This window comes from Halorubellus amylolyticus, assembly GCF_034808145.1.
In the GTDB taxonomy this organism is placed as follows: Archaea; Halobacteriota; Halobacteria; order Halobacteriales; family Natrialbaceae; genus Halorubellus.
Genome location: NZ_JAXHGM010000001.1, coordinates 994092 through 1017090, shown reverse-complemented (window position 1 = coordinate 1017090; position 22999 = coordinate 994092). Strand labels below are relative to the sequence as shown.

The following is a 22999-nucleotide window of genomic DNA, read 5'->3' as shown; positions in this document are numbered from 1 at the left end:
GGAGGAGACAATGAGTACGCAGGTACACGCGAACCTCACACGAGAGCAGGTGGAACAGATCTCCGCGGACCTCGACGAGCCGGAGTGGCTCACCGAGACCCGCGTCGAAGCGCTCGAGGCGCTCGAGGACCTCGACATGCCGGACGTCATCCGGACGCCGGGACGCGATTGGACGAACCTCGACGCGCTCGACTTCGAGACGCTCGTCGACCCGTTGAACGCGGCGCAGGACAAGGACCGCGTGAGCGACGAGGGTATCGAGGTCCTGGAGTGGTCGGAGGCGCTCGCCGAGCACGAGGACCTCGTGAAGGAGCACTTCGCGAGCGTCGTCGACCCCGAGGAGAACTACCTGACGGCGCTGTCGACGGCGCTGTTCTCCGCGGGCACCGTGATCTACGTCCCGGAGGGCGTGGACGCGGAGGACGTGAAGGTCCGCACCGCGATGAACTCGCGGTCGTTGTTCAACTACACGCTCGTCGTCACCGAGGCGTCGTCGTCGGTGACGATTCTCGAACGGCAGAGTACCGGTGACGCGCTCGAGGGCGAGCGCTACTACAGTGGTGTCGTCGAGGTCGTCGCGGGCGAGAACTCGCGTGTGCAGTACGGGGCGCTCCAGAACCTCGACGAGGAGACGTACAACTACACGCTGAAGCGCGGCCACGCCGATACGTACGCGACGGTCGACTGGATCGAGGGGAACGTTGGCTCTCGGTTGACGAAGTCAAGCGTCGAGACGTACCTGCAGGGCGATTCCTCGGAGACGAAGACGGTCGGGGCGTTCTTCGGGCACGAGGACCAGCACTTCGACGTCGCGGCGCGCGTCTGGCACGAGGGCGAGCACACGACCGCGGACCTCGTGACGCGTGGCGTGCTCGACGACCATTCGCGCTCGGTGTACGAGGGCGTGCAGGACGTCGGGACCGATGCGTGGGACACGAGCTCGTACCAGCGCGAGAACACGCTGATGCTCTCGGACGAGAGCGAGGCGGACGCGTCCCCGAAGCTCATCATCAACAACCACGACACGGAAGCGTCTCACAGCGCGACCGTGGGGCAGGTCGACGAGCAGGACCTGTTCTACATGACCTCGCGGGGCGTGCACCCGCAGGTCGCGAAGAACATGCTCGTCGAGGGCTTCTTCGTGCCGGTGCTCGACGAGGTCGACGTGGACGAACTCCGCGACGACCTCGAGGAGCTCGTCGCCGAACGGCTCCGCGAGTAACGACGCTCGCGACCCGACTGAGCGTTCTTCTTTGCAGTTCTTTCGCATACGTCCGCAGCGTTAGGTGGCGCTCTCGTCCGCTTGCGTATGACCGACGCCGATTGCGTGTTCTGTGCTATCGTCGCGGGCGAGGCAGAGGCACTCGTCGTGGACGACCGAGACGGCGACCGCGAGGACGCGTCCGCTGCCGTCACCGCCGCACTCGGCGACGAGTGACCGAAGCGGCCCGGTCTCGGCGACGCGAGAGGGAGAGCGTTAAGTGACCGGCTCCCGGACGTGAGCGTATGAGTTTGGGACAGCGCGTCACCGACGACCACCAGCTCGCGCGCCTCCTCCAGATCGGCGTCGTGCTGGAGGAGGTCGTCGAGTCCCGCGCACACCACCACCTCGACTCTTTCGACGCCGGTGACCGCGACCCCGCGGTCGCGGCGTTACTCGAGGACGCCGCCGAGGAATCCGCCGAGCATCGGGACCGACTGGAGGCACTCGTCGCGGACCTGAACGCGGAGACGGTGCCCTACGAGGAGATCAACGCGCTCGTCGAAGCCCAGTACGCTCAGACCGCGCCCGAGGACTTCGACGACCTGCTCTACGACCAGCTGTGTAACGAGGAGACGGCGTACAAGTTCTACGACGACCTCATCGAGGCGATCGAGGCGAGCGACACGGACTTCAGTATCGACCGCGAGCGCGTGCTCTCGGTGCTCGCCGGTATCCGCGAGGAGGAGGCCGAGGGCGTCGAGGAGGTCACCGAGCTGATGGAGGGCAATCGATGAACACCGCAGAACAGTACCTGAAAGCGATCTATCTGGCGCAACGTATCGAGGATGGCCCGGCGGCGACGGGGATGCTCGCGGACATGCTCGAGGTGTCGCCGGCGAGCGTCAACGAGATGATCGGGAAGCTCGAGGACCGCGATCTCGTCGACCACGAGAAGTACAAGGGGGCGACGCTGACCGACGAAGGGATCCGGCGTGCCGAGGATGCGCTCCAGACGTACTGTATCATCGAGCGGTTCCTCGCGAACGTCCTCGAGGTCGAGGACTTCCGCGGGGAGGCGACGGCGCTGGAGGCGGTCATCGACGATACGGTCGCGGAACGCCTCGACACCATCATCGACCGACGCAGCGAGTGCCCGGACTGCTTCGACGCGAACGCGGACAAGTGCGAGTTCCTCGAGGTTCCCGCGGACGCCGCGGACTGACCGCCGGCCGCTGGTCTCCTCACGTCGACTGGACGTGCTCGACGAGCCAGTCGACGTGCGCTTCGAGCATCCGGCGACCGCCCGGGGTGAGGTCGTAGACGTCGTGGACGCCCTCGGGTTCGACCTGGACGTGACCGGCGTCGACGAGCGCGTCGAGCGCGCCGTAGAACGTCTTCGGTTCGATGTGTTCGTCGTAGTGCGCTTCGAGCGACGTCTTCAGCTGTTGGCCGCGGCGTGGTTCGGCGGCGAGGAGCGCGAGGACGTCGCGACGCATCCCGCTCCGGACGTACTTCGTCATGGCGCTCGCTACGACGGCCCCGGCCGTGGGCGTTGCGGTCCGCGGACCGACCCAGTGCCGGACCGATGCTGTCCGGGCCCGGGACCGCTGGGGTTTCGTACCCGTGGTTCGAAGCCTGTGGCATGACCGACGACGCTGCCGTCGACGAGGAGACCGAAGCGAGCGCGAACGGTATCACGGCACGGTACTCGCTGACCGACAGCGAGCGCGTGCTCGCGTTCGAGCGCGACGGCCGGACGGTGGTGGTCGCACAGAACCGCGACGGGTACGCGATGCTGAAGGTCCGGACGGGCGTCGACGGCGACGAACTGGAGCGGTACTACGGGTTCGACATGGCGCTCGACCACGTCGCCGAACGCCTCGGTGTGCGCGAGCACGACCTCCCGGTCCCCGAGGCGAGCGCCGACATGGGCATGTGACGACGAGAGGTCGCGCCCGTCGACCGCATCTGGCGCTCGGTCAGGCGGCGACGGCGTACACCATCAGGAGCCCGAAGTAGAGGACGATGAGCGTCGCGGCCGCCTTCAGGCGGTAGCGGCGTATCTCTTCGTTCTCCGCGAGATACGCTTTCTCGAACGCCTCCTCCTCGGTGGGCGTGCAGACGTCGTAGTGCTGGAGGCCGACGTGGAGCGCGACGTGGTCCGGGGCGGTGAACGGTCGCTCGCAGTACGGGCACTCGTGGACGGTCGCGTCCGCCGGGACGGCCGTCGCCACGGTGTCGCTGTCGGCTGCGTCGGTCGCGTCGACGTCGGACTGTGGTGTCGTCATGATCAGAGGAACGGTGGCGTGATAGTCGGTTGGGAGACGATCCAGAGGCTCAGCGTGGTGTACGCGATCATCACGGCGACGAACCCGTACTGGGCGCGGACCGCCTGGAGGCGTTCGGGGAACACCTCGAACCCGATGGCGTGCGCGACCCAGACCGCGAGCAGGTGCCCGACGAGGATGGCGGTGATCGCGATGCCACCGAAGAACGACGGGAGGACGAACAGCTGCGGTGGCGGTGGCGCGGTCGGCGCGGCGAGCGCGCTCGCGAGCGGGAGCGAGAGCGACACGAAGAACCCGAGGTAGTGCGCGAGGTGGTAGCCCGCGGCAATCGCGAGCAGCGGCGGCGCGAAGCGGCGGGCGAGCTCGTCGACGGCGACGAACGTGTCGCCGGTCCGCCGGCCGCTCCGGGCCGCCCACCGGTACACCGCGACGAACGCGACGAAGCCGAGGGCGTACGCGACCGCGTAGACGACGATGCCGGGGACGCCCGGCGAGTGAACGGCCTCGGCGACCGCCTTCCAGGCGGGCGTGGCGACGAACCCGTCGTACGTCGTCGCGAACACGAGCGCGACAACGAACGCGACACCGCCCGCGTCCGCGAGCGGCCCGCGGTCGTTCGCTCGCTCGGCGCTCGCTCCGTCTTCGGCGGGGCGACCGCTCTCGCTCGCGGCGTCCACGAGCCCGGCGCCCGGGAGTCGGAGGACGACGCCGTCCGCGGTGCGTTCGAGCGGGGCGACGCGACCGTAGTGGTCGAACGCTCGCGCGACCGGGTCGGCCTTCGAGAACCACTCCTCGACGCCGAAGACGACCGCGCCGAGCACCGTCACCGTCCCGTAGGCACTGACGGCGCCCGCGAGCACCACCGGGTCCTCTGCGAGCGGGAGGGTCACCTCGACGAACACGAGCGCGAGCAACCCGAGGACCGCGGGCCACGCCCCCAGCCCCGCTGGGTAGTCGCGGTCGAGCGACGGGAGCGCGCTCGCGACCGTACGGAACGGGTCCAGGGCCGGCCACGTGTTCCCGGCGAGGTAGAGCGTCATGACGTACCCGGCCCACCAGCCGACCCAGACGATGAGGACGGCGAGGTTCTGTTGCGGGTCCGTCGGCGCGACGTCGAACGCGGCCCCGAACCCGAACGCGAGCACCGCGAGCAACCCGAGGAGGCCGACGAGCGGTGCGAGAATCGTTCGCAGCCTCCGTGGGACGGCGGCGAGCGTCCTGGCGTGGTCGTGACTCCAGCGGACGAAGGACCGGTCGGTCGCGAACGTCGCCAGGAGGAACGACGCGCCGACGACGCCACCGCCGGTCGCGAGGAACAGCCACGTCGGAATCGACAGCGACTCCGCCGACCCACGCAGCGCGGCGCCGTGTGCGCTGACCGTGCCGGTGGCGAGAACGAGGGCGCCGACTATCGAAGCGAGACGACCAAGGCGGTTCATGACGGAGCGACTCAGAACGCGGTCGCGCCGATGTAGATCGCTGCGACGAGGAAGATCCAGACCGCGTCCACGAAGTGCCAGTAGAGCGCCGCGGTCTTCACGGACACGTGTCGGTCCGCGGAGTACTGCCCGCGGAGCCCGCGGACGAACACGATACCGAGCAGGACCGCGCCGAGGGTCACGTGCAGCCCGTGCAGCCCCGTCAGCGCGTAGAACGCGCTCGCGAACGGATTACTGAACTCGACCGCGCCCTCACCGATGAGCGCCGCCGGCTTGAAGCCCTCGACGACGAGGAACTCGTAGTACTCGTAGACCTGCCCGCCGATGAACACCACGCCCATCAGGAGCGTGGCGCCGAGCAGCGAGACGAAGCGCTTGCGGTTCCCGTTCCGGAGCGCGACCTCCGAGAAGTGCAGGACGAAACTGCTCGCGATCAGGATGAGCGTGTTCACGATGACGAGACTCCCGAAGATCTCCGGGACCTCGCCGAGGCCACCTGCTTTGATGAAGAAGAAGTAGATGAACCCGGCGCTGAACGTCGCGATCTCGCTCCCGAGGAACGCGTACATCCCCCAGACCAGCTTGGATTCGCTCTGCTCGGACTTGTGGCGCTCCCAGAAGCTCGCGACGAACCCGTGGTAGAGCCAGCCGAACAGTCCGAACACGAACAGTCCGATGCTCCCGATGGAGACCGCCGCGGCGGTCCCCATTCCGATTCCGAAGCCGCCGCGGGCGGCGAGGAGGAACAGTGCTGCCCCGACGTAGATACCGGAGCCGCCGATGGCGGTGACGAACGGCCACCAGGAGGCCTCCCCGAACCCGCGCGGGAAGTCCTCCACGGCCGGCAGGTGGCCGCCGTGCCCGTGGTCGCCTGCGTCTTCCGTTGCTGTCATAGACGACGCTTGCAAGTCCACTACTAAAAATCCATCCAAGCGCCCGCGCCAGACGCCGTCGCCTCGGCGTGGCTGGTGCGACGTCGGTCAGTCGCTCGGTTCTCCGTTCGGGCGGTGGATTGAAGCGCTCGCGTCCGGAACTCGCGGTCGGTGACGGCTCCGGACGACAGCGGGACCGACGATGCGGGTGACCGAGACTCACGCGGCACCTGGCGCGAGGACGCGCTCCGGCCGCGGCCGTGGACCCATGGCGACGTCGTCGTCCGCCCGTTCGCGTACGTCCACGACGGCCCCGTGCTCGTTCGAGTACCTGGACGAGACGCGTGGCTCGGGAACGTTCACGCTGCCGACCCGTCCCAGCACGACGAGTCGTTCGCGCACGTGCTCTCGCTCACGCGCGACGTCCAGCCCGCGACGACGCGGCATCGACCGTTCGCGGACGACCTCGACCACGACCCGGTCGCGTTCCGCACGGCGGTCGACGACGCGCGACGACTGCTCGCGGCCGACGGCGACGTCCTCGTCCACTGCAAGGCCGGGGTGTCCCGGAGCGCCGCCGTGCTCGCGACCGCACTCGCCGCCGACGAAGACCACTCGTTCCGGGACGCACTGGGCGTCGTCCAGCGCGCGCGCCCCGTCGCCACCCCGAACCCCGCGCTCGTCGAGTCCGCCGTCGCGTACCTCGCAGCGACCGACGCCCACCCCTGACGGCCGACGCCTCATCCCCGTCCGTAGCGACCGTCAGCGCTACCGCTCGCCGGTCGAAGCCGAGTCAGAGAGAGAAACAGCGACGCCGAAACCCGTTCAGACCGCGCGAGCGACGAGTATGCTATCGGACTCGACAGCGGGGCCCGCGATGGACGCGCTCCCGTCACCATCGTCGCTCGCGGACGTCGACGCACTCGAATCGCCTTCCGGCGACCACTCGCAGGTCTCCTCCTGGGCGTTCCAGGTCTTGTTCGCCGCGGATGCGCAGAGGGACTCCATCTCGTCGAGGAGCGCCTCGCGGTCCTCCACGACCTGCACCTCGAACATCATCCCGGAGTGCCCGGTCCCACAGTACTCGGCGCAGTAGCCCTGGTAGGTCCCCGTCTGGCTCGGCGTCGTCTTCAACCACGCTATCTTCCCCGGGACCGCGTCGTGTTTGAGGCCGAGCGACGGCACGTGGAACGCGTGCAGCCAGTCCTGTGTGGTGAGACTGAAGTACGTCGCCTGTCCCTTCGCGAGGTAGAGGGGCTGCTGGGCCGATCCGGCCGAGACGTTGTACTCGGGGTAGTTGAACGTCCACCCGTACCGGAACGCGGTGACGTTCACCTGCTCCTCGGTGTCCGACGATATCTGGGGGTCGTCGGGCGTGATGACCGAGTCGTCGGCCATCGTGATGCTCGCGGAGACCCCGACGAACAGCAGGATCGCGGCGGTCGCGATCGTCCACGTGATCTCCAGTCGGCGGTTCTCTCGCGTCGGCTTCGCCTCGTCCTGGTCCTTGTACTTGAACACCGTGTAGATGAGGACCGCTTCGACGAGGACGGTGATGGGGATGGCGACGACGAGGAGTTTCTCGTTGAGGCCCGAGATCGCCGCGTCCGAACTCGACGCCTGCGCCGCGACGGGCTGGGCGGCGAGCGCGAGGCCGGCGAGGGCGGCGAGCAGCGTCGACGTGATCCGCTCTCTATCCATGTATACCGGTGCTTTGGATTTCGGGGTTAAATATGTGGCTAATGCCCGTCGAGGGGGCGAAAGCGGCGGGTTGAAATACGCGGAGTCCGACTGTTCGGCTAGTGACTCGACGGTACCCGACACCGGTCGGTTCGCACGGCCGCTTCAGTGGGTTGCTCGCCGCGACGGCGGTGGGCGTGTACCTACTGGTCGTCGTCGGCGCGACGACGACGCTGACGGACGCTGCGGCGTCGTGCCAGACGTGGCCGGCGTGCAACGGCCAGTTCCTGCCGTCGCTCTCGGACCCGCTGTTGATCGTGGCGTGGGGGCATCGCGTGGTCGCGCTGCTCGTCGCGGGGCTGGTTCTCGCGTCGGCCGTGGTGGCGTGGGCCGGCGAGGCGACGACGCGCGTCAGGGCGCTCCTGAGCGTCGCGGCCGGGACGTACCTCGTACAGGTCGGTCTGGGTGCGGTCGCGGCGACGTCGGGGACGCCGACGACGCTGTCGGCGATCCACCTCGTGCTGGGCGTGTTCATCTTCGGGCTCGTCATGCTCGCGCTCTCGTGGACCCTGGAGACGGAGACGGCGACCGACGGGGACTGGGAGGCGATGGACGAGCCCGAGCCCGTCGACGTCGACGTGGGCGACCGCCCGCCGGTGCCGTCGGCGTTCGTGCCGCGTGCGAAGGCGACGGTGCTCGCGTACGTCCGGATGACGAAACCGCGGTTGATGTGGTTGCTGTGTCTCGTCGCGGCGGCGGGGATGGCGCTCGGGTCGACGGTCGGTGAGGCGGTGACGGTGAAGACGGCGCTGTTCACGCTCGGCGGTGGCGTGCTCTCCATCGGGTCGTCGGGGACGTTCAATCACGTGCTCGAGCGGGACGTCGACGAGAAGATGGAGCGGACCGCTGACCGGCCGCTCGCGTCGGACCTCGTCCCGGTGAGCCACGCGCTCGCGTTCGGTGTCGCCCTCGGAGTGGCGTCGCTCGCGTTGTTCGCGAGCGTGAACCTCCTCGTCACCGTCCTCGGGTTGACCGCGATCGTGTTCTACAGCGTCGTGTACACGCTCGTCCTGAAACCGAACTTCGTGTCGAACACGGTCATCGGTGGGGCGGCGGGCGCGCTGCCGGCACTCATCGGGTGGGCGGCGGTAACGGGCGGGCTCGGGATTCCGGGCGTGATGCTCGCGGTCGTCATCTTCCTGTGGACGCCCGCGCACTTCTACAACCTCGCGTTGGCGTACAAGGAGGATTACGCGCGCGGCGGGTTCCCGATGATGCCCGTCGTCGAGGGGGAGGCGCCGACGCGCAAGCACATCCTCTGGTACATCGCGGCGACGCTCGTGAGCGCGGGCGTGCTCGCGGTCGTCGCGGACCTCGGAATCCTGTACGCGGTGACGAGCGCGACGCTCGGCGGCGTGTTCGTGTACTTCGCGGTCCAGTTGCACTACGAGCAGACGGAGGCGGCGGCGTTCCGGGCGTTCCACGCGTCGAACGCGTACCTCGGTGCGCTCCTGCTCGCCGTGGTCGTGGACGCGCTGGTGCTGTAGGATGACGCGGATTCGTCCGGAAACCGACGGTCCGCGGCGCCGATGCGAGCGATGAACGCCGAGCGCGTCGCTCGTCGACTCCCGGGCGTCCGTGGGTTGTCGCTCGGGCTGGCGGTCCTCACCGCGGAGGTGCTCGTGCTCGGCCTGCATCTCGCGGAGTCGACGGCGTCGTACACGGACCCGTTCGCGCTCGCGTACCCGTTCGTCTGGGTGAACGCGGCACTGGTGGCGATGTGGGTCGCGGACGTCCCGGACGCCGTCGGTCGTCGACGCGCGACCGCTGGGGTGGTGGCGGGTGGGTACCTGCTCGTGCTCGCGTACTTCGGTGGCGTGTTCTCGCCGGGGTACGGCCTCGTGGGGGGTGCGAGCACGGCGTCGCCGGGGTGGTACGTCTCGTCGGGGCTGCCGCCGGGGTACGGGCCGGCGGCGGTGTACGAGTCCGCGCTCGCGACGGTCGTCCTCGTGCCGTACAAGCTCGTGGGGTACGCGACGCTCGCGTACCTCGTGTACGGGACCGTCGTCGACGCGGCGCGCACCGGCGTCGCGGGCGTCCTCGGCCTGCTGTCGTGCGTGTCGTGCTCGTGGCCGGTGCTCGCGGCGCTCGTCTCCGGAGTCGCGGGGGGTGGCTCGGCGGTCGCGGCCGCGACGATGGACCAGTCGCTCGGGCTGTCGACGGTCGTGTTCGTCGTCACGGTCGCGCTCCTCGCGTGGCGGCCGACGTTCGGGTGACCCGGCTGATCCGCGAGGCGTTCGGGTGACTGCCCGCGACCGGTCCGCGAGACGCTCGGGCGTGCTGGCGAATGTTGACGGCGTCCGTCACGCTTACGTAGTGGAGTCGCTTTCGGTGAGGTACATGGTCGCACAGACGATGGATCGAGTTCCACACGAGCAGTTCTAGAACGATTCTCCGGACCGGAGGTGTGCGGACGTGTCGGTGACCGAGACGACCGCGGAGCGGCGGCTGTCTCGGACCGGCGTGGACGCGCTGGCGGTCAAGCCCGCGGAGTGCGACGTCTCGCGCGCACTCGACGTGGACGTGGACGTCGTGACGGTAGATTACGAGGGTCGCGAGCACGTGCCCGACGCGAGCGTGCTCCGCGAGCTCGCCGCGGAGCGGACGCTCCGCGTGACGACGCCGGTTCGCGCGAGCGGGTTCGACCCGACGGGCGATAGCTCGCTCGACGACGGGCTTCCCGCGGACGCGGGGCGCGTGCTCGTCGCGGGCCACGGCGCGTACCTGGACGACGAGGAGCAGTCCCGGAGCGTCGCCGACCGGTTGGGGGCGGCGGTCGCGAAGCACCCGGAGGCGTGGGTCGGGACGGAGTCGGTGGAGCGCGTGGCGCTCGCGACGGGCGCGACGCAGTTCGAGCTCCTCTCCCGGTCGACGCACCGCGACGTCCGGGCGCTCCGCGACGCGGGGTTCGACGGGGAGGTCGCGGTGTACGCGCCGACGGTCCTGACCGAGGACGAGGACGCGGTCCTGGACGCGGTGGGTGCGTACGCCGCGCGTCGCGGCCCGGTCCGGCGTGCGCTCCCGGACGCCGCTGACGGCGGGTCGGTGGCGACCGACGCCGCGGCGACGGGGCGCGCTCGCGACGTCCTCTCGAAGGCGGTCCGGGATTACGCGCTCGTCGGTGACGTCGCGACGGTCCGCGAGCGCGTCGAGGCGCTGCACGACGTCGGCGTCGACCACGTCGTCGCGTATCCCGCTCGCGGCCTCGCGCACGTCAGCTGACTCCCTGCGGCCCACGCGAGATGAGGTTCGCGGGTGCCGCCGCCGGCGGTTCGAGGCGACACCGAGCGTTTTTCGGCACCGCCACTCGCAGTCGTGGGTATGGAACTCGCGACGCACACGACGACGACGGCCGCGGACGCGTTCGAGGACGTCGAGGTGGCGGTCGTGCCGACGGGGAGCGTCGAACAGCACGGGCCGGCGCTCCCGCTCGGGACGGACCTGTACGCCGCGACGCACGTCGCCGAGGCGGTCGGCGACCGCGACGACGTCGCGCTCCTCCCACCGATCCCCGTGGGTGTGAGCGCGCATCACCGACAGTTCCACGGGACGCTGTCGGTCACGCCGGAGACGTTCGAGGACTACGCGTACGACGTCGTCGCGAGTCTGGCCGAGCACGGCGTCCGGAAGGCGGTGTTCGCGAACGGACACGGCGGGAACACCGACGCGTTGACGCGGGCGGCGCGACGGCTCCGCGAGCGCGACGTGGCGTTCGCGACGCCGTGGAACTGGTGGTCGAACCTCGACGGCCTCGAGGGCGAGCTGTTCGACGCGGACGGAATCACGCACGCGGACGCGATGGAGACGAGCATGATGCTGTACCTCACCGAGCACGTCCGCGAGGACGCGCTCGACGAGGCTGAGGCGGGCGCGTCGGACGCGTGGGGCGAGACGGTTCACGGCGCGCCGGTCGGGTTCGACACCGTGGACTTCTCTGAGTCGGGCGCGGTCGGGCGGCCGACCCGAGGGAGCGTCGAGGCGGGCGAGGCGCTGTTCGAGAAGGCGGCCGAGGCGCTCGGCGCGCTCGTCGACTGGCTCGGCGCGCAGGACGACGCGGCCCTGCGACCGGAGGCGCACCGATGACGCGCGAGGTCGCGGTCTTGGGTGCGGGCGCGCTCGGCGCGACGGTCGCGTTCGACCTCGCGTTCGCCGACGAGGACGCCGACGGCGAGCCCGTCGAGGTGACGTTGTTCGAGGCCGGGAGCGTGGCGGACGGGTCAACGGGACGCGCCGCTGGCGTGTGTTACAACGCGTTCGCGGAGGACGTCGACGCGGAGATCGGTGCGCGAGCCGTCGAGCGCTTTCGGACGTTCGACGAGGTCGGCGAGTTCGAGTTCCACGAGTCGCCGTACGTGTGGTTGGCGCGCGAGGGCGACGACGACCGCGAGCACGCCATCCGCGAGCAGCTCCCGCGGATGCAGCAACACGGCGTCGCGGCGGTGCGGATGGAGCGCGACGAGGTCGCCGAGCGGTTCCCGAGCCTCGCGAGCGACGACGTCGCGGTCGCCGCGGTGGCCGGCGCCGCGGGCTACACCACGCCGGCGTCGTACGCGCGGACGCTCGCGGTGCTCGCGAAACGCCAGGGCGCCGAGTTGCGCCAGCACGAGCCCGCGAGCGTGGACGTCGACCCGCTGCGGGTGAACGGCGAGACGTTCGACGACGTCGTCGTCGCCACCGGCGCGCACACGAAGCGGGTGCTCGCCGACGCGGGCTACGCGGTCGCGATGAAACCGTACCGCGTGCAGGCGGCGACGTACGCGACCGAGTACGACGGCCCGATGGTCTACGACGCCACCGACGGGTTCTACCTGCGGCCGCACGCCGACGGCGTGCTCGTCGGGAACGGGACCGAGGAGCGCGAGGCCGACCCGGACGAGTACGACCGCGACGCGAACGACGGGTTCGCCGAGTCGCTCCAGGCACGCGCGAGCGACCGTGCTCCGGCCGTCGCGGACGCTCGCGTCACGGACGCGTGGGCCGGGCTCTGTACGGCGACGCCGGACCGCGACCCACTCGTGGGCGCGCTCGACGACGGCCTCTACGTGGGGACCGGCTTCCAGGGCCACGGCTTCATGCGCGCACCGGCCATCGGGGAATCGCTCGCAGAACAGGTCCTCGGCGAGGACGACGGCGTCGACGCGTTCGACCCGACGCGCTTCTCGGGCGACGAGACGTTCGACGTCGTCGAGGGGATGCTCGTCGACGACCGCTAGGACCAGCGGCGCGTCACTCCTCGTCGGCTTCCGCGTCCGTCCCAGCGGCTGCGTCGTCGTCGGCTTCCGCATCGTTCGCTTCGTCCGCACCGTTCTCGTCGTCGTCGGGCGTCGCTATCTCGACGGTGCCGGCGCTCGCGTCGCGCTCGCCGCTCTCGGGTTCGCGTTTCGGGACGCGGACCTCGAGCGTGCCGTTCGCGCGGAGCGTGGCGCTCGACGCGTCGGCGTCCACGAGGGCGTCCGCGGGGAGGTCGGCGCGACCGTCGAGACTCATGCCGCGCCCGGGGACGCGCATCTCGTGGTCGTCGTAGAACTCGCGGAACCGGTCTATCTGGACCTCGACCGCGCCGTCGACGTACCGGACCTGGACGTCGGTCTGGGCGACGCCGGGGGCGTCGAACACGACGAGGTAGGCGTCGTCGCTCTCGAGGACGTCCGCGGGCAGCGGTCGTCGTTCCTGGACGCGGCTGGCGGCGCGCCCGACCGTCTCGAGGACGCGGTTGCCGACGGAACGGGAGACCTCGCCGAGGTTCATACCTCGATCTCCTCCAGGCACGCCGTGCCACCGCAGAGCGGGCACGCCAGGTCCGCGACGGCGTGGTCGTCGGCGACGTCGTACGTGTAGTGGTTCTCGAACATGTCGAGTTCGCAACCATCGCTCGTGCAGCGGACCTCCTTCGTGGCGGGCATACGCGACCCTTCGCAGGCGACGGGAAAGACCCTTTTGGAGGGGGAAGCGCGCCGCGCCAGCACCGTCGCCGGTCGAGCCAGCGCCCCTCGCGGGTCGTTCCGCACGCGTTTTACCGTTCGGGCGTCAACCACGTCCTATGACCGACCCTGCTGACGTCGACGTGACCCTCGTCGACGGCTACGTCGACGAACCGGCGCACTTCGGGGTGCCGCCGTACGTGTCGACGTACCCGCGGTACACGGCTGGCGCGCTCGTCGACGCCGGGGTCCCCGAGGAGAACGTCACGTACCACACCATCGACGAACTCCGCGAGGACCGCTCGAAGTGGCTGGACGTCGAGCGGGCGGACCTCATGATATACATCGGCGGGATGACGGTGCCCGGGAAGTACGTCGGCGGGACGCCCGCGGAGCCCGACGAGGTCCGCGAGCTCGCGTGGACGGCGAACGGGACGAGCGTCATGGGTGGCCCGGTTCGGTTCGGCGTCGGCGAGGAGAACGCGGGAGCGACCGAGACCGAACGGAAGAACCTCGACTTCGACTTCCTCGCGATGGCGGACGTCGAGGCGGCCGCGTACGACCTCGTCGAGAGCGGGATGGAGGGGTTCAACGACCGGTACCGAGACGTCGCGGAGGTCGACCGCTGGGCGAGCGCGGGCGCGTTCGTCGTCGAACAGCACCCGAACCACCCGCACTACCTCATCGCGGAACTGGAGACGTCCCGCGGGTGCGCGTACCGGTGTTCGTTCTGCACGGAGCCGATGTACGGCGACCCGGACTTCCGGACGCCCCCCTCGGTCGTCGGCGAGGTCGACGCGCTCAGTGACCGCGGCGTGAAGCACTTCCGTATCGGCCGGCAGGCGGACATCCTCGCGTACGGCGGCGACGGCGAGAAGCCCAATCCCGATGCGTTGCGGCAGCTCTACGGCGGCATCCGCGAGGTCGCGCCCGACCTGGAGACGCTGCACCTGGACAACATGAACCCGATAACGGTCGTGAAGTGGCCGGAGCTGTCACGCGAGGGCATCCGCGTCATCGCGAGACACAACACGCCCGGGGACACGGCCGCGTTCGGGCTCGAGTCCGCGGACCCCGTCGTCCAGGAGCAGAACGAGTTGAACGTCACCGCCGACGAGTGCTTCGAGGCGGTCCGCATCGTGAACGAGGAGGCCGGGTGGCGGCCCGGCGAGGAGCCCGGGACGGGGCCGTCGACGGACGTGGCGACTGGCGCGGACGCGACCGCGTACGGCGACGGAAGTGCGCCCTCGAGTCCGCGTCTCCCGAAGCTCCTCCCGGGTATCAACCTCCTGCACGGGCTCGACGGCGAGACCGAGGAGACCTACGAGTTGAACAAGCAGTTCCTGGAGCGCGTGCTCGACGCGGGCCTGATGCTCCGGCGCGTGAACATCCGGCAGGTGATGGCGTTCGAGGGCACGGACATGGCGAAGACGGGTGCGAGCATCGCGCTCGACCACAAGCGCCAGTTCAAGGCGTACAAGCGCGAGGTCCGCGAGACCGTCGACAACCCGATGCTCCAGCGGGTCGCGCCCGTCGGCACGGTGCTGCCGGACGTCCACTACGAGTACCATCAGGACGGGCGGACGTTCGGCCGACAGCTCGGCACGTACCCGCTCCTCGTCGGCATCCCCGGCGAGCGCGAGCTCGGCGCGGTCCGCGACGTCGCGATCGTCGACCACGGCTATCGGTCGGTCACGGGCGTCCCGTACCCGCTCGACGTGAACGCCGCGAGCATGGACGAGCTGACCGCGATTCCGGGCATCGGGTCCGGAACCGCGGGCGACGTCGTCGTGAACCGCCCCTACGAGTCGACCGCGGACCTCCCCGTGGACGCCGACGTCGGCCTGGAGGGGTTCGCGACGGTCGACGACCGGCGGCCGCAGGGCCAGCCCTCCCCCTGACGCGGACGCAGGTCGACGCGACCGCCCGGTGACCGCGTCCATGCGTGGGCACGTGCGTGGCTGGTCTCGGGGAAAGTTACGCTGGCGTTGGCGGTAGTTCTAAGGTGCGCCGCCGACACGTAGGGGTGAGGGTTAACTGTGGAAATATCTGAAAAGCTCTTGTGTCTGTTCAGCGCCGAAGTGACCGACGACGGCGACTCCTATACGGTCGAGATTCCGAAGCGAGAGGTCGAACGCGGGACCGTCGACCCCGGCGGGACGTATCGCGTCGCGCTCATCGAGCGCGAACGGTCGACGTCGAGCGACGACGGCTCCGAGCCGTCGCCGTCCGAACCCCAGCCGCCGGTCGAGCGCGGCGAGACCCGGTACGTCGAGATCGAGGACATCGGGAAGCAAGGTGACGGAATCGCTCGCGTCGAACGCGGGTACGTCATCATCGTCCCGGGGGCCGACGTCGGCGAGCGCGTCAAGGTCGAGATCACGGAGGTCAAGTCGAACTTCGCGGTCGGCGAGATACTCGACGAGGACATCTGACCGTCCCACCGCTCGTTTCGCGACCGACTCTTTTTTGCGTTAGACGCGTCTAAATCCGTTCGAGCGAATGTTGAGTGACGTGATGGAGGACTACCTGAAGGCAATCTACGAGCTGCAGGACGAGCAGGAGCCGCCGGTCGCGACCTCCGCGATCGCCGAGCACCTCGACGTCACCTCGCCGACGGTGACGAGCATGGTCGAGAAGCTCGCCGAGCGCGGGCTCGTCGACCGCGAGAAGTACAAGGGCGTGGAGCTGACCGAGGAGGGGCGGACGGTCGCGCTCGAGGTCCTCCGCCATCATCGGTTGCTGGAGACGTACCTCACCGAGCACCTCGAGTACGACTGGACGGAGGTCCACGACGAGGCGGACGTCCTCGAGCACCACATCAGCGAGGAGTTCGAGCGCCGGCTCGCGGCCGCGCTCGGCGAACCGACGGTGGACCCGCACGGCGACCCCATCCCGGGCGCGGACCTGAGCGAACCGGAGGCGACCGGTCACACGCGGCTCGCGGAGCGCGAACCGGGGGACGTCGTGGAGGTCGCGCGCGTGAGCGACCGGAACGACGAGGAGCTCCGGTACCTCAAGGACGCCGGTATCACGCCGGGCACGGTCCTGGAGGTGGTGTCGGTCGCACCGTTCGGGATGGTGACGGTCGCGGTCGGTGACGCCGAGCAGAGCCTCCCGGAGGCGATCGCTGCGTCGATCGAGGTCCGCGACCTCGACGGCGACGCGCCCGAGGGCAGCGGTGACGACGAGGGACGCGAGGCGGACGCGCCGGACGACGATGACGACGTCGAGGAGGTGTCGGAAGCGTGACCGACGTCCCGTTCTGGGAGCTCGTCGTCATCGCGGCGCTCGCGCAGTTGACCGTCCTCCCCGGCGAGAAGGTCCAGTTCATCATCGCGGGCCTGTCCACGCGGTACAACCCGCTCGTGGTGGTTGCGGCCGCGGGGAGCGCGTTCGCGCTCTGGACGGTCGCCGAGATACAGGCCGGGAGCGTCATCCAGCAGGTCCTGCCGGGGTTCTGGCTGGACGTGTTCACGGGAGCGATGTTCCTCGTGTTCGCGGTCCTGCTCGTGCGGTCCGCGCCCGAGAGAGGCGAGTCCGGCGCGGAGAGCGCGTCCGGCGCGGAGACCGACGGCGGGCTCACCGCCGCCGACGCGGGCGGGATGCTCTCGGGCGACGTGGACGACGTCACCGTCTTCGGGCGACAGGTCCCGAACGTCCTCGGCGGGTTCGTCCCCATCTTCGCGATGATGTTCACCGGCGAGTTCGGCGACAAGACCCAGATCATCACCATCACGCTCGCCGCCGACTACGGCGCGCGCGCCGGCATCTGGGTCGGCGAGATGCTCGCCATCGTCCCGGTGAGCCTCGCGAACGCGTACTTCTTCTACACGTTCAGTCACCGCTTCGACGTCCGGAAGGCGCACTACGTCGGCGCGGGCGTGTTCGCGTTCTTCGCGTTCGACACCGCGCTCTCGCTGGTCGTCGGCGTCTCCCTCTGGGAGCGCTTCGTCACCGCCCTGACGGGTGCGCTCGCGCCGGTCCTCGACGCCGTCGCGAACGTCGTCCCGACCGCGCTCGTGGTCGTCCTCTGACCTCGACGCATCGACGGCGACTCGCGTCGGGTCGGCGACGGCTCGCGTCCGCGTCGACGACGATTCGCGAACAGGTCGCCGATGACGACGGACTTTTCGGGTACTCGGTCGTAGGCTATCGAGAATGGTCTCACTCGCCGCGACGCTCGCCCTCGGTGCCGTGTTCGGGCTCGCACTCGCCGCCCCGCCGGGACCGATGAACGCCGTCATCGCCCAGGAGAGCGTCGTCCGCGGCTGGCGAGCCGGTGCGAGCGCCGGCCTCGGCGCGTTCACCGCCGACGCCGCGTTCTTCGTGCTCGCCGCGGTCGGCGTCGTCGAGTTCGTCGAGACCGCGCCGACGCTGAAGGCCGCGATGGTCGCCGGCGGCGGCGTCCTCATGCTGTACTTCGCGTACGGCGCCGTCGAGGACGTCCGGAACGGCGCCGCGTTCGGCGTCGAACCCGCGACGGCCGGCGGTGACGCGACCGGGGGGTCGACGACCGACCTCGCCGGCGAAACCGAGCCGTCGGCCTCGCGCACCGACGCGGACAAGCGCGGGTTCACGAAGGCGTTCGCGCTCGCGATCACGAACCCCTACCAGATCGTGTTCTGGCTGACCGTCGGCGTCAGGATGCTCCGCCCGGGCACCGTCGACGTCCTCTCGCACGCACCCTACGTCGGCGAGTCGCTCGGCGGCGTGCTCGTCGTCACCACCGGCAGTCCCGCGCTCCTCGTCGGGTTCTTCCTCGGCATCCTCTGCTGGGTCGCGGGCTTCCCCGCGACGCTCGTCGCCGCCGGCAGACGCGTCGACGACTTCGCGCCCGCCGTCGCCGCCGTCAGCGCCTTGGTTCTCGCGGGATTCGGCGTCGTGTTCCTCTACGACGCCGCCGGCAGCCTCCTCTGACCGACGCACGAACCGGACCTTCGGGAGTCGCTTCTCGACGAACGCACGCGACGGTACGCTCGGCGAGCGTCCGCGCCGCTGCGCTCGGCGCACGCACCGGTCGCTGCGCTCGACGACCGGATCGGGCGTTCTCGTGGCAGGGGTCGCTCGTCAGCGCAGGTCGATGTCGGTGTCCTCGACGTCCATCTCCGCGACCTCGCCCTGGAGCCACTCGCGGAACCACTTCACGCGCTTCAACCGCTGGTGCGCGATGGACTCCGCGGTATCGGACTCGATGCGTTCCACGGCGTCCTCGCCGCGGTCGAGCACGCGCTCGACCATCTCCGCGCTATCCATGTGCGTCCGCGCCTCGTACCCCATCCGGAGGAGCATCAGCGCCGTCCCGTTCGCGCCGACCTTGTCGAGGATGTCCGCCTCGACGAGACTCTGGGTCTCCATCGGGAGGTCCGAGAGGTCGTCTTGGTAGGAGTGGAGTTCGATGCTCCGACAGACCTCGTCGACGAACGACGCCGGGAACGACCCGCGCGTCTCCAGGTACTCGCGAGCGACGCGCGCACCTTCCTCGGCGTGCACGTCCTGGTCCGCGTCGAGCTTCGCGATGTCGTGGAACAGCGCCGCGACCTTCGTCACGTCCACGTCCGCGCCCTCGCGTTCCGCGATCTTCCCGGCGAGCTCGACGACGTTCAGGATGTGGTTGTAGCGGTACTCGGCGGAATGCCACGGGTACCACCGCATCCGGCCGCCCTCCTCCTCGTTCTCGACGCTCGCCGCGAGGTAGTCGTACACGAACTGCTTCATGTCCGCGAACGCCTCGTCGGTCACGCGCCCTTCCTTTATCTCGACGCCCACGCCTTCCCACCTCGAAGAAGAACCGCAATCGAACTGTGCTTGGTCATTGTTGTCTCTAAAAACGCCCGTTCAACTCTTAGGCGTTTCGACACCCTACACTTACCTTTCACCGCATCCTCCGAGCGACCGTGACCGAGCGACGATACCTCGACGATTCGAGCGTCCGCGAGTTCACCGCGACCGTCACCGACGTCCGCGGCGACCGCGTGGTGCTGGACGCGACGCGGTTCTATCCGACCGGCGGCGGGCAACCCCACGACACGGGCGTCCTCCGGACGGACGACGACGAGTTCGACGTCGTCGACGTCCAGCTGACGGACGAACTCGAACACCACCTCGACCTGGATCTGGACGGGGACGGCGCCGTGGACGCCGACGAGGCGCTGAACCTCGACGTCGGCGACGACGTCGTCGGCGTGGTCGACGACGCTCGCCGGACCGCGCACTCGCGGTACCACACCGCCCAGCACCTCCTCTCGGCCGTCCTCCTCGACGAGTACGGTGCGCGGACGACCGGGAACCAGCTCTACGAGGACCGCGCGCGCCTGGACTGCGAGTACGACCGCTTCGACGACGACGACCTCGACGGCATCGAGTCCCGGCTCCGCCACCTCGTCGACGCGGACGAGCCCGTCCGCTGGTACACGATGGATCGCGACAGCGCCGAACGCGAGCTCGACACCGACCGGACGCGCATCGACCTGCTCCCCGACAGCATCACCGAACTCCGCACCGTCGAGATCGGTGGTTCGGGGCCGCGCGGCCACTGCGAGCGGACGGACGCGGCCAGCGACCCCATCGACCGGACGGCGTGCGCCGGGACGCACGTCACCGGCACCGGCGAGGTCGGCGAGGTGACCGTGACTGGACGCGAGACTGCGGGGAAGGGCGAGGAACGCGTCCGGTTCGAGCTCGACTGAACAACCAACCATCGTACTTATCATACAGGAGTTCTGACGTATTCTCGAATGGCCCTGTGTGACGCCTGTGGCGAGGAATCAGACGGGCTCCTCTACACCTGCAACGAATGCGGAAAGACGCTCTGTTCTGACCATCGACTCCCCGAGAAACATCGTTGCGGCCTCCGCGAACGTGCGACTGGAGGAATCGTACACGAACGGAATGTCGACCTGAACACCGAAGAATCGTCGACATCGCCCTCCAGTGACGGGGACGAGGAGAGCTGTGCTGCCGAAAGCTGTACGAATCGGTCGGATTACGACGAGGCGTACTGTCCGAACTGCTTGAACGAACGCGATCGGAGTGGAGGAACCCAGCGACGACAGTTCGGAAAGACGGATTGTCGATCTCCGGGATGCAACAACGTCGCTGGCCACGGTTCGACGTACTGTCTCGACTGTCGGCGTGCAGAACAGAACGAATCCAGCGGCCCACCGGTCAAAACCACGAAAGGGACCCGAGACGCCGGAGACGCGTCCAACGCCAGGCAGAAGGACTCCTTTCTATCGAGTATCCTGAATCGAACGCGCGACTCCCTCGCTCGAATCTCGTCCGCGTTGAGTGGACTTTTCAGATCTTCGTAGCCCGCGACGCAGATGCGAGTAGCAGTGCCGTCGAACTGACACGCGGTTCCGTTTTCGACTTTCGGTCGTAATCGCTCACGTGCGGCGCGCTCGCACATCCGAACGTTTTCACGGGCGCCCCGAGCACGGCCGGGTATGGACGTCAAATCGGTCCTCCCGCGGGACGCCATCCCGAGCGTGGACGACCCGTCGTACGAACCGGTGAGCGAGTACGCGGGCGACCCGGGCGACGAGGTCGTCGTCGTCGACAGCGTCGCGTCGCCGACGCGACGAGCAGACGGAACCGCGAGCGGCGGTTCCGTCGACGGTGACCCGGCGCGCGCGTTCCCCATCCGGTACCTGCACTATCACGAGGTCTGTAACGCGGTCGTCGACGAGGCGCCGGTGGCGGTGACGTGGTGTCCGCTCTGCGGGAGCGCCGTCGTCTACGAGCGGACGGTCCGGACGCCGGACGGCGAGCGCGTCCTCGAGTTCGGCGTGAGCGGGAAGCTCGCGGACGACGACCTCGTGATGTACGACCGCGAGACCGAGAGCGAGTGGAAGCAGTCGCTCGGGACCGCCATCGCCGGGTCGCTCGAAGGCACCGACCTCGATGTGGTTCCGGCGGCGATGACGACCGTCGGCGCGTTCCGTGACTCGACCCCCGACGGCGAGGTGCTCGTCGCTCCCGGTGGCGAGAGCGAGGCGGCGAGCGACACGGACGAGCCCGCGCCCATCGAGTACGACGACGTGCCGTACGAGGCGTACTTCGAGACGGCGGGCTTCGGGCTCGACGCGCACCGCGGCACGGGCGACGGTCGCGACTGGAATCGCGACGACCTCGCACCGAAGACCGTGGTCCTCGGCGTCGAACGCGACGGCGAGGCGCTCGGGTTCCCGCTCGACCGGCTGGAGGCGAACGGGAGCGTCGCGCACGCGACCGTCGGCGACCGCGACGTGGTCGCGTTCGCCACGCCCGACGGCGTGCACGCCTACGAGAACCCCGGGTTCGCGTTCGAGCGCACCGTCGAACCCGGCACGTACGTCGCCGACGGCGCCCGCTGGAGCGGCACGACCGGGGAGAGCGACGACGGCCGTCGGCTCGAACGCCTCCCGGCCCGCCGCCTGTTCGCGTTCGCGTGGCAGGACGACCACGGCCCCGACGCCTTCTGGGCGCCGTAACCGACGCACCACCGGGCCGTCGACCGCGACGGACAGAGAGGAGAAAGCAGATGCGGGAAATCCAGCGCGGCGGCGCGATGACCGCGGACGATCGCCGAGTCAGTCGTCGTCGCCGTCCTTCATGTGGGACAGCTGATCCACGAGCTCCTCGTTGGACATCTCGGACTCGAAGGAGACGTCGCCGTCGTGCTCGGACTCGTGCACGTTCACCGCATCGTCGTCGTCGAAGTCTGTGTCGTCGTCCTTCTGTTCGGACTCGTCGTAGCTACCAAAACCCATACCCGCAACGTGGGGGAACGGTGCGGAAAAGCGACCCGGTCTCCGCGCCGCCACGACACGCGCTCACGCCCCACCCAGTCTCGCCGGCCAGTCATCGTCCGGTCGCTACCCAGCCTCGCCGGGCGGTCGACGCCATCGCAGTCACGCGACTCCCCGGGAACGCAGGAGGTATTCACCACCATCGCCTAGCTGACGCATGGACGAGTGGGTCTGCCGGACGTGCGGCGCAACCTACCGCGAGGAGACGACGCCGTGCCTGCAGTGCGCGAGCGACGACGTCCGGCACGTCGACGACGACGACGCCGAGGACTACAGCATCGACGCGGTCGCGTTCCGCTGCACGAGCTGCGGGAAGACCGTCCCGAAGCACACGCCACCGTGTGACCGCTGCGGGAACATGCAGCTGGAGACCGTCCGCGGCGACGACGTCAACGACAGCACGAGCGCCCTCCCAGACAGTTGGTTCGACCCCCAGGGACCGCTGTACGGGGTCCGGCAGACGCTCTGGACGCTCGCGACGTACACGCTCGGCGCGAGCGCCGTCGCCGCGTTCTTCACGGTCGCCGGTGGCGGGAACGCCGCGAGCTTCGGGAGCGGCCTGCTGCGGCTCACGCTCGCGCTCTTCGCGGTCGAGGTGCTCCTCATCGCCGGCAGCGTCGCGTACGACCACCTCAGTACGCGCGCCGAGCGCTGACCGACCGCGACGCTCTCACTCGCCCGCAACGACCACGACGTCACCGACTCCGTCGACCGAGACGAGCGTCTCGGGCGCGAGCGTGAAC

At 69.4% G+C, this 22999-nt stretch carries 29 protein-coding genes; 20 read left to right on the top strand and 9 right to left on the bottom strand.

Features of this window, described 5'->3' with window-relative positions:
- Nucleotides 1–10: 10 nt before the first annotated feature.
- The 4 genes from sufD to SM754_RS05155 all read left to right on the top strand — a co-directional run bounded on the left by sufD (nt 11) and on the right by SM754_RS05155 (nt 2426).
- Nucleotides 11–1222: a Fe-S cluster assembly protein SufD gene (gene sufD / locus SM754_RS05170; protein ID WP_323675134.1), complete on the top strand. Its 1212-nt coding sequence runs from the start codon at nt 11–13 to the stop codon at nt 1220–1222.
- Nucleotides 1223–1309: 87 nt separating this feature from the next.
- Nucleotides 1310–1438, top strand: coding sequence for a hypothetical protein (locus SM754_RS05165; protein ID WP_323675133.1), 129 nt, complete (start codon nt 1310–1312; stop codon nt 1436–1438).
- A gap of 68 nt (nt 1439–1506) precedes the next feature.
- A complete protein-coding gene (locus SM754_RS05160) occupies nt 1507–1998 on the top strand; it encodes a ferritin-like domain-containing protein (RefSeq protein WP_323675132.1) in 492 nt (163 codons plus the stop codon).
- The gene (locus tag SM754_RS05155) at nt 1995–2426 is read left to right on the top strand and encodes a metal-dependent transcriptional regulator (RefSeq protein ID WP_323675131.1); all 432 of its coding nucleotides are present in this window, start codon (nt 1995–1997) and stop codon (nt 2424–2426) included. The genes SM754_RS05160 and SM754_RS05155 overlap by 4 nt, the downstream gene beginning before the upstream one ends.
- A 19-nt stretch (nt 2427–2445) precedes the next feature.
- Here the strand turns inward: SM754_RS05155 and SM754_RS05150 are convergent, their stop codons facing one another.
- Nucleotides 2446–2724: a PadR family transcriptional regulator gene (locus SM754_RS05150; RefSeq protein ID WP_323675130.1), complete on the bottom strand. Its 279-nt coding sequence runs from the start codon at nt 2722–2724 to the stop codon at nt 2446–2448.
- A gap of 122 nt (nt 2725–2846) precedes the next feature.
- Here SM754_RS05150 and SM754_RS05145 point away from each other — a divergent pair, with 122 nt between their 5' ends.
- Nucleotides 2847–3143 (top strand): DUF7111 family protein, encoded by a 297-nt coding sequence (locus SM754_RS05145; RefSeq protein ID WP_323675129.1) that lies wholly within the window; start codon nt 2847–2849, stop codon nt 3141–3143.
- 40 nt (nt 3144–3183) lie between these two features.
- On the opposite strand, the gene SM754_RS05140 is transcribed toward SM754_RS05145, so the two are convergent.
- From SM754_RS05140 to SM754_RS05130, 3 genes are read right to left on the bottom strand one after another with little or no spacing between them, the layout of a single operon-like run.
- A complete protein-coding gene (locus SM754_RS05140; protein WP_323675128.1) occupies nt 3184–3492 on the bottom strand; it encodes a DUF7410 domain-containing protein in 309 nt (102 codons plus the stop codon).
- Between the two features lie 2 nt (nt 3493–3494).
- On the bottom strand, nt 3495–4931 hold the full coding sequence (locus tag SM754_RS05135) for a hypothetical protein (RefSeq protein WP_323675127.1): 1437 nt from the start codon (nt 4929–4931) through the stop codon (nt 3495–3497).
- Between the two features lie 11 nt (nt 4932–4942).
- Entirely contained in the window at nt 4943–5824 is an 882-nt protein-coding gene (locus SM754_RS05130) for a cytochrome c oxidase subunit 3 (RefSeq protein WP_323675126.1), read from the bottom strand.
- 150 nt (nt 5825–5974) lie between these two features.
- On the opposite strand from SM754_RS05130, the gene SM754_RS05125 reads away from it, so the two are divergent.
- Nucleotides 5975–6532, top strand: coding sequence for a dual specificity protein phosphatase family protein (locus SM754_RS05125; protein ID WP_323675125.1), 558 nt, complete (start codon nt 5975–5977; stop codon nt 6530–6532).
- A 96-nt stretch (nt 6533–6628) separates the two neighbouring features.
- Here SM754_RS05125 and coxB read toward each other — a convergent pair whose 3' ends face one another.
- Nucleotides 6629–7504 carry a cytochrome c oxidase subunit II gene (coxB, locus tag SM754_RS05120; RefSeq protein WP_323675124.1) on the bottom strand — a complete coding sequence of 292 codons (876 nt, stop codon included), beginning with the start codon at nt 7502–7504 and terminating at the stop codon, nt 6629–6631.
- Between the two features lie 101 nt (nt 7505–7605).
- Here coxB and cyoE point away from each other — a divergent pair, with 101 nt between their 5' ends.
- The 5 genes from cyoE (at nt 7606) to SM754_RS05095 (ending at nt 12756) form a co-directional block, all read left to right on the top strand.
- Nucleotides 7606–9030: a heme o synthase gene (gene cyoE, locus SM754_RS05115; protein ID WP_323675123.1), complete on the top strand. Its 1425-nt coding sequence runs from the start codon at nt 7606–7608 to the stop codon at nt 9028–9030.
- Nucleotides 9031–9072: 42 nt separating this feature from the next.
- Nucleotides 9073–9759: a DUF7546 family protein gene (locus tag SM754_RS05110; protein ID WP_323675122.1), complete on the top strand. Its 687-nt coding sequence runs from the start codon at nt 9073–9075 to the stop codon at nt 9757–9759.
- A gap of 205 nt (nt 9760–9964) precedes the next feature.
- Entirely contained in the window at nt 9965–10765 is an 801-nt protein-coding gene (locus SM754_RS05105) for a DUF7388 family protein (protein ID WP_323675121.1), read from the top strand.
- Between the two features lie 99 nt (nt 10766–10864).
- Nucleotides 10865–11626 (top strand): creatininase family protein, encoded by a 762-nt coding sequence (locus SM754_RS05100; RefSeq protein WP_323675120.1) that lies wholly within the window; start codon nt 10865–10867, stop codon nt 11624–11626.
- Entirely contained in the window at nt 11623–12756 is a 1134-nt protein-coding gene (locus SM754_RS05095; protein ID WP_323675119.1) for an NAD(P)/FAD-dependent oxidoreductase, read from the top strand. The genes SM754_RS05100 and SM754_RS05095 overlap by 4 nt, the downstream gene beginning before the upstream one ends.
- Before the next feature lie 13 nt (nt 12757–12769).
- On the opposite strand, the gene SM754_RS05090 is transcribed toward SM754_RS05095, so the two are convergent.
- Entirely contained in the window at nt 12770–13291 is a 522-nt protein-coding gene (locus SM754_RS05090; protein ID WP_323675118.1) for an Hsp20/alpha crystallin family protein, read from the bottom strand.
- Complete coding sequence (locus tag SM754_RS05085) at nt 13288–13446, bottom strand: DUF7559 family protein (protein ID WP_323675117.1); 159 nt, start codon at nt 13444–13446, stop codon at nt 13288–13290. Before SM754_RS05085 ends, SM754_RS05090 begins: the two co-directional genes overlap by 4 nt.
- Before the next feature lie 137 nt (nt 13447–13583).
- Here SM754_RS05085 and SM754_RS05080 point away from each other — a divergent pair, with 137 nt between their 5' ends.
- The 5 genes from SM754_RS05080 to SM754_RS05060 all read left to right on the top strand — a co-directional run bounded on the left by SM754_RS05080 (nt 13584) and on the right by SM754_RS05060 (nt 18384).
- A complete protein-coding gene (locus tag SM754_RS05080) occupies nt 13584–15365 on the top strand; it encodes a radical SAM protein (RefSeq protein WP_323675116.1) in 1782 nt (593 codons plus the stop codon).
- Nucleotides 15366–15503: 138 nt separating this feature from the next.
- Nucleotides 15504–15899, top strand: a complete 396-nt coding sequence (locus tag SM754_RS05075; RefSeq protein ID WP_323675115.1) for a TRAM domain-containing protein — start codon at nt 15504–15506, stop codon at nt 15897–15899.
- Nucleotides 15900–15966: 67 nt separating this feature from the next.
- Entirely contained in the window at nt 15967–16716 is a 750-nt protein-coding gene (locus tag SM754_RS05070) for a metal-dependent transcriptional regulator (protein ID WP_323675114.1), read from the top strand.
- Entirely contained in the window at nt 16713–17501 is a 789-nt protein-coding gene (locus tag SM754_RS05065; RefSeq protein WP_323675113.1) for a TMEM165/GDT1 family protein, read from the top strand. The genes SM754_RS05070 and SM754_RS05065 overlap by 4 nt, the downstream gene beginning before the upstream one ends.
- Before the next feature lie 160 nt (nt 17502–17661).
- The gene (locus SM754_RS05060) at nt 17662–18384 is read left to right on the top strand and encodes a LysE family translocator (protein WP_501993755.1); all 723 of its coding nucleotides are present in this window, start codon (nt 17662–17664) and stop codon (nt 18382–18384) included.
- Between the two features lie 150 nt (nt 18385–18534).
- On the opposite strand, the gene SM754_RS05055 is transcribed toward SM754_RS05060, so the two are convergent.
- Complete coding sequence (locus tag SM754_RS05055) at nt 18535–19233, bottom strand: HD domain-containing protein (RefSeq protein ID WP_323675111.1); 699 nt, start codon at nt 19231–19233, stop codon at nt 18535–18537.
- A gap of 128 nt (nt 19234–19361) precedes the next feature.
- Here SM754_RS05055 and SM754_RS05050 point away from each other — a divergent pair, with 128 nt between their 5' ends.
- From SM754_RS05050 to SM754_RS05040, 3 genes are all read left to right on the top strand, one after another.
- Nucleotides 19362–20153, top strand: a complete 792-nt coding sequence (locus SM754_RS05050; protein WP_323675110.1) for an alanyl-tRNA editing protein — start codon at nt 19362–19364, stop codon at nt 20151–20153.
- A gap of 48 nt (nt 20154–20201) precedes the next feature.
- Nucleotides 20202–20777 carry an AN1-type zinc finger domain-containing protein gene (locus tag SM754_RS05045; protein WP_323675109.1) on the top strand — a complete coding sequence of 192 codons (576 nt, stop codon included), beginning with the start codon at nt 20202–20204 and terminating at the stop codon, nt 20775–20777.
- A gap of 135 nt (nt 20778–20912) precedes the next feature.
- Nucleotides 20913–21938, top strand: a complete 1026-nt coding sequence (locus tag SM754_RS05040; RefSeq protein WP_323675108.1) for a DUF3179 domain-containing protein — start codon at nt 20913–20915, stop codon at nt 21936–21938.
- A gap of 99 nt (nt 21939–22037) precedes the next feature.
- Here the strand turns inward: SM754_RS05040 and SM754_RS05035 are convergent, their stop codons facing one another.
- Nucleotides 22038–22217: a DUF5786 family protein gene (locus SM754_RS05035; RefSeq protein WP_323675107.1), complete on the bottom strand. Its 180-nt coding sequence runs from the start codon at nt 22215–22217 to the stop codon at nt 22038–22040.
- Nucleotides 22218–22413: 196 nt separating this feature from the next.
- On the opposite strand from SM754_RS05035, the gene SM754_RS05030 reads away from it, so the two are divergent.
- Nucleotides 22414–22911, top strand: a complete 498-nt coding sequence (locus tag SM754_RS05030) for a hypothetical protein (RefSeq protein WP_323675106.1) — start codon at nt 22414–22416, stop codon at nt 22909–22911.
- The last annotated feature ends 88 nt before the right edge of the window (nt 22912–22999 follow it).

What these genes read in the sequence shown, in the direction of transcription:
- sufD (WP_323675134.1), top strand. Translation starts at nt 11, where the DNA reads ATGAGTACGCAGGTACACGCGAACCTCACACGAGAGCAGGTGGAACAG.
- SM754_RS05165 (WP_323675133.1), top strand. Translation starts at nt 1,310, where the DNA reads ATGACCGACGCCGATTGCGTGTTCTGTGCTATCGTCGCGGGCGAGGCA.
- SM754_RS05160 (WP_323675132.1), top strand. Translation starts at nt 1,507, where the DNA reads ATGAGTTTGGGACAGCGCGTCACCGACGACCACCAGCTCGCGCGCCTC.
- SM754_RS05155 (WP_323675131.1), top strand. Translation starts at nt 1,995, where the DNA reads ATGAACACCGCAGAACAGTACCTGAAAGCGATCTATCTGGCGCAACGT.
- SM754_RS05150 (WP_323675130.1), bottom strand. Translation starts at nt 2,724, where the DNA reads ATGACGAAGTACGTCCGGAGCGGGATGCGTCGCGACGTCCTCGCGCTC.
- SM754_RS05145 (WP_323675129.1), top strand. Translation starts at nt 2,847, where the DNA reads ATGACCGACGACGCTGCCGTCGACGAGGAGACCGAAGCGAGCGCGAAC.
- SM754_RS05140 (WP_323675128.1), bottom strand. Translation starts at nt 3,492, where the DNA reads ATGACGACACCACAGTCCGACGTCGACGCGACCGACGCAGCCGACAGC.
- SM754_RS05135 (WP_323675127.1), bottom strand. Translation starts at nt 4,931, where the DNA reads ATGAACCGCCTTGGTCGTCTCGCTTCGATAGTCGGCGCCCTCGTTCTC.
- SM754_RS05130 (WP_323675126.1), bottom strand. Translation starts at nt 5,824, where the DNA reads ATGACAGCAACGGAAGACGCAGGCGACCACGGGCACGGCGGCCACCTG.
- coxB (WP_323675124.1), bottom strand. Translation starts at nt 7,504, where the DNA reads ATGGATAGAGAGCGGATCACGTCGACGCTGCTCGCCGCCCTCGCCGGC.
- SM754_RS05110 (WP_323675122.1), top strand. Translation starts at nt 9,073, where the DNA reads ATGCGAGCGATGAACGCCGAGCGCGTCGCTCGTCGACTCCCGGGCGTC.
- SM754_RS05100 (WP_323675120.1), top strand. Translation starts at nt 10,865, where the DNA reads ATGGAACTCGCGACGCACACGACGACGACGGCCGCGGACGCGTTCGAG.
- SM754_RS05095 (WP_323675119.1), top strand. Translation starts at nt 11,623, where the DNA reads ATGACGCGCGAGGTCGCGGTCTTGGGTGCGGGCGCGCTCGGCGCGACG.
- SM754_RS05090 (WP_323675118.1), bottom strand. Translation starts at nt 13,291, where the DNA reads ATGAACCTCGGCGAGGTCTCCCGTTCCGTCGGCAACCGCGTCCTCGAG.
- SM754_RS05085 (WP_323675117.1), bottom strand. Translation starts at nt 13,446, where the DNA reads ATGCCCGCCACGAAGGAGGTCCGCTGCACGAGCGATGGTTGCGAACTC.
- SM754_RS05080 (WP_323675116.1), top strand. Translation starts at nt 13,584, where the DNA reads ATGACCGACCCTGCTGACGTCGACGTGACCCTCGTCGACGGCTACGTC.
- SM754_RS05070 (WP_323675114.1), top strand. Translation starts at nt 15,967, where the DNA reads ATGTTGAGTGACGTGATGGAGGACTACCTGAAGGCAATCTACGAGCTG.
- SM754_RS05045 (WP_323675109.1), top strand. Translation starts at nt 20,202, where the DNA reads ATGGCCCTGTGTGACGCCTGTGGCGAGGAATCAGACGGGCTCCTCTAC.
- SM754_RS05040 (WP_323675108.1), top strand. Translation starts at nt 20,913, where the DNA reads ATGGACGTCAAATCGGTCCTCCCGCGGGACGCCATCCCGAGCGTGGAC.
- SM754_RS05035 (WP_323675107.1), bottom strand. Translation starts at nt 22,217, where the DNA reads ATGGGTTTTGGTAGCTACGACGAGTCCGAACAGAAGGACGACGACACA.
- SM754_RS05030 (WP_323675106.1), top strand. Translation starts at nt 22,414, where the DNA reads ATGGACGAGTGGGTCTGCCGGACGTGCGGCGCAACCTACCGCGAGGAG.